Source organism: Williamwhitmania sp. (assembly GCA_035529935.1).
Taxonomy (GTDB): domain Bacteria; phylum Bacteroidota; class Bacteroidia; order Bacteroidales; family Williamwhitmaniaceae; genus Williamwhitmania.
The window spans coordinates 1-9,799 of sequence record DATKVT010000142.1; the positions used below are offsets into that span (position 1 = coordinate 1).

At 46.1% G+C, this 9,799-nt stretch carries 7 protein-coding genes and 1 pseudogene; 3 read left to right on the forward strand and 5 right to left on the reverse strand.

The window, feature by feature from the left end:
* Positions 1 to 163 precede the first annotated feature (163 nt).
* Positions 164 to 871: a S24 family peptidase gene (locus VMW01_10630; protein ID HUW06703.1), complete on the forward strand. Its 708-nt coding sequence runs from the start codon at positions 164 to 166 to the stop codon at positions 869 to 871.
* Between the two features lie 805 nt (positions 872 to 1,676).
* On the opposite strand, the gene VMW01_10635 is transcribed toward VMW01_10630, so the two are convergent.
* From VMW01_10635 to VMW01_10655, 5 genes and pseudogenes are all read right to left on the reverse strand, one after another.
* A complete protein-coding gene (locus tag VMW01_10635) occupies positions 1,677 to 2,048 on the reverse strand; it encodes a hypothetical protein (GenBank protein HUW06704.1) in 372 nt (123 codons plus the stop codon).
* Positions 2,049 to 2,368: 320 nt separating this feature from the next.
* On the reverse strand, positions 2,369 to 4,081 hold the full coding sequence (gene recJ, locus VMW01_10640) for a single-stranded-DNA-specific exonuclease RecJ (GenBank protein HUW06705.1): 1,713 nt from the start codon (positions 4,079 to 4,081) through the stop codon (positions 2,369 to 2,371).
* Between the two features lie 133 nt (positions 4,082 to 4,214).
* The gene (lipB, locus tag VMW01_10645; protein HUW06706.1) at positions 4,215 to 4,907 is read right to left on the reverse strand and encodes a lipoyl(octanoyl) transferase LipB; all 693 of its coding nucleotides are present in this window, start codon (positions 4,905 to 4,907) and stop codon (positions 4,215 to 4,217) included.
* Positions 4,908 to 4,917: 10 nt separating this feature from the next.
* Positions 4,918 to 5,772, reverse strand: a pseudogene (lipA, locus tag VMW01_10650) (lipoyl synthase).
* A gap of 111 nt (positions 5,773 to 5,883) precedes the next feature.
* Entirely contained in the window at positions 5,884 to 7,011 is a 1,128-nt protein-coding gene (locus VMW01_10655) for an amidohydrolase (protein HUW06707.1), read from the reverse strand.
* 231 nt (positions 7,012 to 7,242) lie between these two features.
* On the opposite strand from VMW01_10655, the gene lysS reads away from it, so the two are divergent.
* Together lysS and VMW01_10665 are read left to right on the forward strand one after the other, a co-directional pair.
* Entirely contained in the window at positions 7,243 to 8,964 is a 1,722-nt protein-coding gene (lysS, locus tag VMW01_10660; GenBank protein HUW06708.1) for a lysine--tRNA ligase, read from the forward strand.
* Positions 8,965 to 9,107: 143 nt separating this feature from the next.
* On the forward strand, positions 9,108 to 9,799 hold a 692-nt coding region (locus tag VMW01_10665), incomplete at its 3' end, for a LytS/YhcK type 5TM receptor domain-containing protein (protein HUW06709.1).

A 9,799-nucleotide genomic window follows, 5' to 3' on the forward strand; every position in this document is an offset into this window, starting at 1 on the left:
CCTTACGGTTACAAGGCTTGTGTTGAATAGCCTTCGGAGCTCCTTTTTCTCACCGTGCTTGGTAATTATTATGCCCATTGTGCTGATTTTTAAAATTTACCTTACCTTTATTGCCAGTTTCTATACAAAAACATAATGCAAGTATATACAGAATGTTCTGAACATGCAAGAAATTAACGTCAACAATACAGATATTTCTGAAAGAATTTCACACATTATTGACTATCTGGGTCTTAATGTTAATTCTTTTGCAAAAAAACTTGGTTATGAAAGAAGTCAGGCTATATATGACATTACAAAAGGTAAAGCCAAACCTAGTTTTGATTTCTTCAATAGATTTTTAAATACAGAATATTCTGATATTATCTTATTAGATTGGCTAATAACTGGAAATGGTGAAATGCTGAAGACCTCTATAACCAAATTCAACCACAAAAGTGATGATGGAAAAACAACCGATAGGATTCCTTTATATAATATAGAAGCAGTGGCTGGAATAGTAGCCATTTTTGAGGATTTGCATAAGCAGGAGCCGATTGATTATATCGAAATACCTAACCTACCTGCCTGCGACGGGGCAGTTTACGTTACCGGAGACTCCATGTATCCGCTGCTTAAGTCAGGCGACATTGTTGCTTACAAGGTTCTTAACGATAAGGCCAACCTATTTTGGGGCGAGATGTATCTACTGTCCATCCTTCTTGAAGGAGACCAGTTTATAACCGTAAAGTATGTGCAGAAGAGCACGCAGGAAGGATGGATTAAGCTGGTAAGCCAAAATTCCCACCACCAGGAAAAGGAGATCCCATTCGATGCCATCAAGTTTGCCGCCCTGGTTAAGGCCAGCATCCGAATCAATAGCATGGGGTAACACACCAGCACACGTTTTCTTAATTGCCTTTACATCCTAATTCTATTACCACGCTGAATGTGTGTGCGTTAGTGTGCTGTATTATAAATTAACGGCGTGTATTATGGGGGGTCGAATAGTGCAAATACTGCACTTTTTGCCACTTTTTAGAGCCGTATGGGGGTGTGAAAGCATGTTATAAATACCAACTCATGTCCCCCCAACTGTCCCTCCAACTGTCCACCCAACTCAAAAAACTATCTTTCTTACCAATTTTATCAGTTCCAAAAATGCCATAAAAAAAGCCCTCATAAGAGGGCCGTTTTGTGGCATAAGTAACGCTTTGTAATACCAGTAAAGTAGGTAATAAGCCATGTTTTTACCGCTGCATTAAAGCATACTATAGGTAACCATTATATCTACGTTTAAAAATTCAACCTCACTTAAACCAAAATCAATCAAGTTGCACATTTCGTTTTGGACAAAACTCGTGCTTAAATACGCTGTTCCCTTTTATAATCAACGCTCACACGCCAATCATGCACAATTCATTTCTTGCACAATTCGTTCTGGTGCCCCTAATTATATTTTGTTTTGTTTCCATGAATTACTATTTTTTGAATGGCTCAACTGTTCCGTTGTTATAACCTTAATTGGTGCGGATCTCCCCCATACGTGCTTACCAAAGTATTGCTACCGTAAATATAGTAAAAACCTTGTTACCCAGTGGCAAATGAGCAGCCTTGGCAACAGAGCAAAATCTTGGGGTTGAGTTGAAGATCGCCCGAGCGTTTTGTTGTTTAGGTGGGCAGGGTCCAACAACATGTCAAGGCCTAATTGGAATTTGAACTTTTTTGAAGACCAGCCTTTTTACCTCTTGCTGAAACTTTACTTGCTCTGAATGAATACCTCCAAGAATAGTAAGAGTATAACTGTTTTTCTTTTTTATAAGTGAATCACCTATACTCATATAGTTGACACACTCGTTTTTAATAAGATACCAATTATGATCGATTAAAAAATATGTGTCTTTTGGTTCCTTATGAATATCATTGATTCTTCCAATAAGTGTAACATGATAAAAATCTTTGTTTGGTAAAACAGAATCCAAAATTACTCCTACAATCATAATAAAACCCATAATACCAAGCACAATATACATTGGCATCAATTTCCGAAAAGGTACAATTTTATTCATTGATTCGAATAATTCCTCGAGAGCCATAATCAATTTCTATTTTAATTATTAATCAGAATAGTAATGCAACAACAGTTGCAGTAGCATCGATATTAACAGATCAGCTCAATGCGATCGGCTACTCGCCGACACCAAAGCTTAGGTCATACATGCGAACACCAGAGTGTTCCTCATGTAAATATAGTAAAAACCTTGTTGCCCGGTGCAAATGAGCAGCCATGGCCATGGAGCATTACCTTGGGATAGGAGTTGAAGGCAAATTAGAACCGATCCGTCAGTGGCCGGAGAGCTCGGCGCAGCCAAACTAGGAATTATAATTTCTAATACTTAATATCCTTAATTCTCAGCTGAATGGAAGACACACCACGGTAGGTATTTTCGGCAATGGCGTAGCATACGTCGAAAGCCTTTCCCTGCTGAATGTGGTCGAAGTGCGTTGCATGCTGAAAGCCAATGGCGGCAATGGGCTTGTATGGGTTATCCTCCTGAATAAGGTCGAGCTTGAGGTGGTCGTGCTCCAGCCCAACCAGCCGGCCATCGCCGTTGTCCACCACTCCACGGGTAACAAACACCGGTGACATGTTTCCCGGACCAAAGGGCTGAAACTGCTTCAGTATTCTGAAGAACTTGTCGTTAATTTCGGCGAGAGAAAGTTCGGAATCAATCTCCACCATGGGAACCATCATATCATCGGTGATGTTTTCAGCCACCACCTTTTCAAAACGCTCCTTGAATTTTTCAACGTTCTCTACCCTAAGCGTAAGTCCGGCGGCGTACATGTGGCCGCCAAAGTTTTCGAGTAAATCGCTGCAGCTATCAATGGCCTGGTAGAGGTCGAAGCCGGGGACGCTTCGAGCACTGCCGGTTGCAAAACCTTTGGCGCTGGTGAGCACAATGGTGGGCCGGTAGTAGTAATCGATGAGGCGTGAAGCCACTATGCCCACTACACCCTTGTGCCATTCAGGATTATAGAGCACGGTAGCCTTTTTGCTCTGCAGCTCGGGGCTGGTCCCAATCATCTCCAGCGCCTGCAGGGTGATGGAACGGTCCACGTTTTTTCGATCGTTGTTGCAGGTGTTTATCAGGTCGCCCATCTCAGTGGCATGGTCGTCGCGTTGTGCCAGCAGCAGATCAACGGCTGCCTTACCCGATTCCATTCGTCCAGCCGCATTAATTCGGGGGCCAATCTTAAACACAATATCGTCCACGGCCATGGAGTGGCCGTCGAGGCCGGCCAGCTTAATAATCGACTTTAACCCTTTGCACGGATTTTCGTTGAGCCGCTTTAATCCAAAGTGGGCGAGCACACGATTCTCATCGATGAGCGGAACAATGTCGGAGGCGATGCTTACCGCCACCAAATCGAGAAGCGGTTCCAGCTCCGAAAATGGAATTCCCTTTCGCAGGGCAATACCCTGAGCCAGCTTAAACCCAACACCGCAACCGGAAAGCTCCTTAAACGGATAGCTGCAGTCGAGCCGCTTTGGATCGAGCACCGCAGCCGCAGCAGGAATAACATCGCCCGGAAGGTGATGGTCGCAAATTATAAAGTCGACTCCCTTTTGGCGGGCATAATCCACCTTTTCAACCGCCTTAATGCCGCAATCGAGGGCAATAACCAGCGAGTAGCCATTGTCGGCAGCGTAGTCAACGCCTGCTATCGAGATTCCGTATCCTTCCGAATAGCGATTGGGGATGTAGTAGTAAATCTTGTCGAAAATTTTGCTCAGGAAGGCATACATCAAAGCCACCGCTGTGGTTCCATCCACATCGTAGTCGCCGTACACCAAAATTTTCTCATCTTTCGAAATGGCCTCCTGAATGCGCGCCACGGCCTTGTCCATATCCTTCATAAGGAAGGGGTCGTAGAGCATCTCAAGTGAGGGACGAAAAAAATATTTTGCTTGTTCGAATGTTCTTACGCCTCGTTGAATTAAGAGGTTGGCAAGAACTTTGTCAATCCCCAGGTCTTCTGACAATTGGGCAACCTCGGACACATCTCCCTGCTCCTTTAAAACCCATCGCTTTTCCATATGTCGTTCTTATTTTTTTCATCGCTATAAAATTTATGGCGTCGTTGCTTTCACTCTCCCCATCAAATCCGCACTGCAAACGTTGCCAATTGATAATTCACGAAGGTATAAACAAAAATTACTAATTGTTCGCTTAGTTACCCGAAAGTTCGCAATCGAATACCTTTTTCCACTCCTGCTTAAACACCTCTTTCACCTCATTCATTGGCACCTTGTGCTTCAGCTCCACCTCGAGCGAGGTAACGCCCTTATTCACAAATCCGCAAGGGTTTATGTAGGAGAAGTACTTCAAATCGGTATTTACGTTAAACGCCCAGCCGTGCATTGTAACAAAGCGGCTGGCACGAACGCCAATGGCACAAATCTTTCGCTCTCGGCCTGCTACGCCAACATCGAGCCACACGCCGGTAGCACCATCGAGGCGCGTGGCAGCTATGCCGTAATGTGCGCATACTCCAATGGAAACCTGCTCCAACTCAGCAATATAATCCTTTAGCCCAATACCAAAGGCCTCCAAGTCGATTATGGGGTAACCCACAAGTTGCTCAGGACCGTGGTAGGTAATATCGCCCCCCCTTGAGGTAGGATAGTAGCTGGCGTTTATGGTTTTGAGAAACTCATCGGTAATGAGCATATTGCCTGCGTTGCCACTCTTTCCAAGGGTATATACGTGTGGGTGTTCACAGAAGAGCAAGTATCCCTTGAAGCTATCCTTTGCACCGGAGAACTTATGCTCCACCACCGTTTTAAAGAATCCCTCCTGCACTTCAACGGCTTCGCCGTAGGCTATGGTGCCCAAATCTTTAAACTCCACTATGCTGCTCATACAAATTTGGTTATTGGTTCGAAAAATCGGCAGCGTGGTAGCTCGACCGCACCAGCGGGCCGCTAACCACCTGCTTCAACCCTATCTTTTTTCCCTCCTCTTCATAACGCTTAAAGATGTCGGGGTGGACATACTCCACCACGGGTAGGTGGTTTTGAGTTGGTTGAAGATACTGACCAATGGTAAATATGGAACAACCTGCATCAAACGCATCCTGCATGGTTTCTATCACTTCGGCTTCTGTTTCGCCCAGGCCAACCATTATGCCCGTTTTGGTGGCCATGCCGGTGGATGCTATGTAACGCAGCACGTCGAGGCTAAGCTGGTAACGAGCTCTACTGCGGGCGAGCGGTGTGAGGCGAGCGATGGTTTCTACGTTATGGGCCACCACGTTGGGTTTGGCAGCCAGCACCACATCAATTAGAGAGGTATGCCCATCGAAATCGGGAATGAGCACCTCAACTTTAATGTTAGGATTAGTTTGCTTAACCTCCTTGATGCATGCCGCCCAGTGGGCCGCTCCACCATCGGGCAGGTCGTCCCTATCAACCGAAGTGATAACGGCGTAGCGCAACTTCATTAGCTGAATGCTTTCGGCAAGCCTTTGCGGCTCGTCGGTATCAGGTGGCAGCGGTTTTCCGCTTTTAGTTGCACAGAATTTACAGGAGCGAGTGCAGGTGTCGCCCAGCACCATGAAGGTGGCTGTTCCGCAGCTCCAGCACTCGTGCATGTTTGGACACTTGCCACTGCTGCAAATGGTTTCCAGTTTGTGGTCCTTCACAATATTGCTTACATCAGTAAACGAAGCACCGCGCTCGAGCTTTATCTTTAGCCATTCCGGCTTTCTCAAATAACTCATGATTGAATTCCTCCTTGAAGAGGAACAAAGAAAAAGATTTTTTTCCGTAAAACTGGCCTACAATTTCATTTATACCGTCAAGATCGGTGGCTACATTCTCCCAAGATGAATGAATGCCTACCCCAACAATTGCCGAACAATTCCATGAAAAAGGTTTACCCCTGGCTCGATTATCTCGTCAGGAAAATCGTAGTCGGGTCGATGCAGTTCGGGGTGGTCAACTCCTGAGCCCAACCCAAATATGGCTGACTTACAGTGAAGGCAAAAGTGTGCAAAATCCTCGGACCATCCGTTAGGTTTTACAAGTTCCACTATCGGGATGGAGGATTGGTTTGCAGCCTTTTCAACATAGGCAATGGCATTGGAGCTATTTACTGCAGCAGGAAACTCTTCAACGTATGAAATATCTGCCCTAAGGTGTTGCTCGGCTGCCACCTTCCTTACAATCTCTTCCGAGAGCTTTGTAAGGAGCGCCATATCCTCATTCTTGAATGAGCGCAGGGTCGCCATCACCTCCGCATACCCAGGAGTGGTTCCAAAGGCAATTTCGCCTAACCGAGCATATATGACAGTGAGTAGAACATAGTCCTCAAACCCGGGTGCCGATTTGGAGAGATGAATAAGTCCCTCTATGGTTCTTGCAACGGCAAGCGCAGGGCTTATACCCTTTTCGGGTTCTGCAGCGTGGGAGGAGTGTCCGGTGAGTTTAACCACCAGTCCCTTTGATGCTGCCGCAAAAACCTCCCTGCTGAGCAGCAAACTTCCTAGTGGATGGCGTGGCATGTTGTGCAAAGCAAAAGCATAGTCGGGAGAGTAGCCTTGCCGAATCATATCGGCTAGCGCCCTAGCGGCTCCTTCGCCCGTCTCCTCGGCAGGTTGAAACAGCAGCAATGCCCTTCCCCTTTGCGGTGGCTTACTGTGCAGCTGCATGGCCAACCCCGAAAGAATGGTCATGTGGCCATCGTGACCACACATATGCCCTACCCCCGCCTTGGATGAAGAGTAAGGCAACTTATTTATTTCGGTTATGGGCAATGCGTCCATATCGGCCCGGAACAGCACGGTTGGCCCAGGCTCCAACCCGTTATATACGGCCAGCAATCCTTCTCCCCCCACGTTTTGAACAAGCTCATCGGGACGATAGCGGCTAAGAAAAAACTTTAGTCTTAATGCAGTGCCCGACTCCTGATTCGACAGCTCGGGGTTTTTATGCAGCTCGTGACGCAACCGTTTTAACTCCTCCATGACGAAATGCTTTTCTCCAAAAATAAACTTTTTTAGGCCAAATGATTCAAAAATGGAACAATTACCCCATAAGCAACTCAAGAAAAGCCCAACTTAATAAAACGAATCATCCATATCGTTCCAACAGAAAACGTTGCAAAAAAAATCCAGCCCAACAACGATGCAAACAACGAGGAAGCAGCCAGCCCATAACCAAGAAATTGATATATTTGCGTGCTAAATAGATAAACAATGAACAACTTAGAGCTAAGCGAACAAGAGATTATTCGACGTCAATCGCTTGAGGAACTTCGCAAGCTGGGGATTGATCCCTATCCGGCAAAGGCCTATCCGGTGAATTCCACCACCGCACACATTATTGAACACTTTGAGGAGATGAGCGCAAGCGGCCAGGAGGTTTGCATTGCCGGACGCATCATGACCCGCCGCATTATGGGCAGCGCTTCGTTCTTTGAGATGCAGGACGACAAGGGAAGAATTCAAATTTACCTGAAACGCGACGACATTTGCCCCGACGAGGACAAAACGCTCTACAATACTGTTTTCAAAAGGTTGCTCGACAATGGCGACATAGTTGGCATAACAGGTTTTGCCTTTCGCACCCAAACCGGCGAAATGTCGGTTCACGCCAAAGAGCTAAAAATATTATCGAAGTCTATCCGCCCCCTTCCTACTGTAAAGGAGAAGGACGGACAACTTTTTGATGCATTCACCGATCCCGAGCAGCGCTACCGTATGCGCTACGTGGACCTAGTGGTAAACCCACAGGTAAAGGATGTTTTTGTAAAGCGTGCAAAAATCATCAACACCATGCGCGAGTTTTTTAACTCCAATGGTTATCTGGAGGTGGAGACGCCCATCCTTCAGCCAATCCCTGGAGGTGCAGCGGCTCGCCCATTTATTACGCACCACAATGCGCTCGACATACCGCTCTATCTTCGTGTTGCTAACGAGCTTTACCTTAAGCGACTTATTGTTGGCGGATTCGACGGTGTGTATGAGTTCTCCAAGGACTTCCGCAACGAGGGAATGGACAGAACGCATAACCCGGAGTTCACCGTTATGGAGATCTATGTAGCCTACAAGGACTACTTCTGGATGATGGAGTTTACCGAGGAGATGCTGGAGCGCGTGGCCATTGCGCTGCACGGAACCACTAAAGTTCAGGTGGGCGACAAGGCCATCGACTTTAAGCGCCCGTTCCGCCGCATAACCATGTACGATGCCATTAAGGAGTATACAGGCAAGGATATTTCCGGTATGGGCGAAGCGCAGCTGCGCACGGTAAGCAAGGAGTTGGGAATTGAGGTTGACGAAACCATGGGCAAGGGTAAGCTCATCGATGCCATTTTCGGTGAAAAGTGCGAGGGCAATTTCATACAGCCAACCTTCATCACCGACTACCCCATAGAGATGTCGCCACTGTGCAAACGGCACCGAAGCAACCCGGAACTCACCGAGCGCTTTGAGCTAATGGTGAACGGCAAGGAACTCTGCAACGCCTACTCCGAACTCAACGATCCCATCGATCAGTTGGAGCGTTTTCAAGACCAGATGAAGCTGTCGGAAAAGGGAGATGATGAGGCAATGTTCATCGATATGGATTTTGTAAGATCACTGGAATTTGGCATGCCAACCTGTTCGGGCATGGGTATCGGTATCGATCGCCTCACCATGTTTATGACCAACCAATCGTCCATTCAGGATGTGCTGTTCTTCCCACAGATGCGACCTGAGAAGAAGATCACAAAAGATGAACCATCTGCATATTTGGCAATGGGAGTAACAGAGGAGTGGGTGCCTGTGCTTCAAAAAATGGGCTTTGTTACTGTTGATTCAATAAAAAAGGTCAGTGCGGGCAAGCTATTCAACGACCTTTGCGGAATGAACAAGAAGCATAAGTTGGGGCTTACTAACCCCACCATTGAGAGTGTAAAAAAGTGGGTCGAATAAGATTTCGGCATAAAATCATAGATTTAAAAGGTAACGGTTCGTTACCTTTTTTTTTATATCTTGGCTTTGTCATACCAATATAAAACTTACATTACACATTGCCGTATATTGTAGGGTATTTGTCATAGCCAAAACCATTAGCCATGGATTACATGCTGCTTATTGGGAATATTGCCATCCTTATTTCGGTAAGCATAATCTTCAATTTCATCTCGCGGCACTGGAAGGTGAATACCCTTCAGTATCGCATTCTTACCGGAATTCTTTTTGGTCTCACCGCCATCGTTGGAATGATTGCTCCTGCGAGGGTTGAGCCTGGCGTCTTTTTTGATGGTCGTTCCATAATTCTCTCCATTGCCGGTCTTTTTGCTGGCAGCTTACCCGCCATGCTTGCAGCCGCTATGGCCACAGCATTCCGAATATATAGTGGGGGCACTGGAGTGGCTATGGGCATTCTTGTTATAGTAGTATCCACCGCTATAGGCATCATTTTTCATAAGCTGCGGCAGTATAAGAAAATCAGGCTAACAATCCCGATGCTAATAGGCATTGGTTATTTGGTTCATATCGCAATGCTTGCCTGCACTCCAGCACTCCCAGCCTACCAGCGTTCTGAGGTAGTTCATCATCTTCTGGTTCCTCTACTCACAATTTATCCCTTTGGATTTATCCTAGTAAGCATACTTTTTCTTGACCATGAGAACAGAATAAAATCGGTGGAAGATTTAGCAAATAGCGAAGTCCGATACAAACAGCTGGTGGAAAATGCACAAATGATCATCGTAAAGCTCAATGTTCGTGGCGAAATAATATTCATAAACAAATTTGGGTTAGC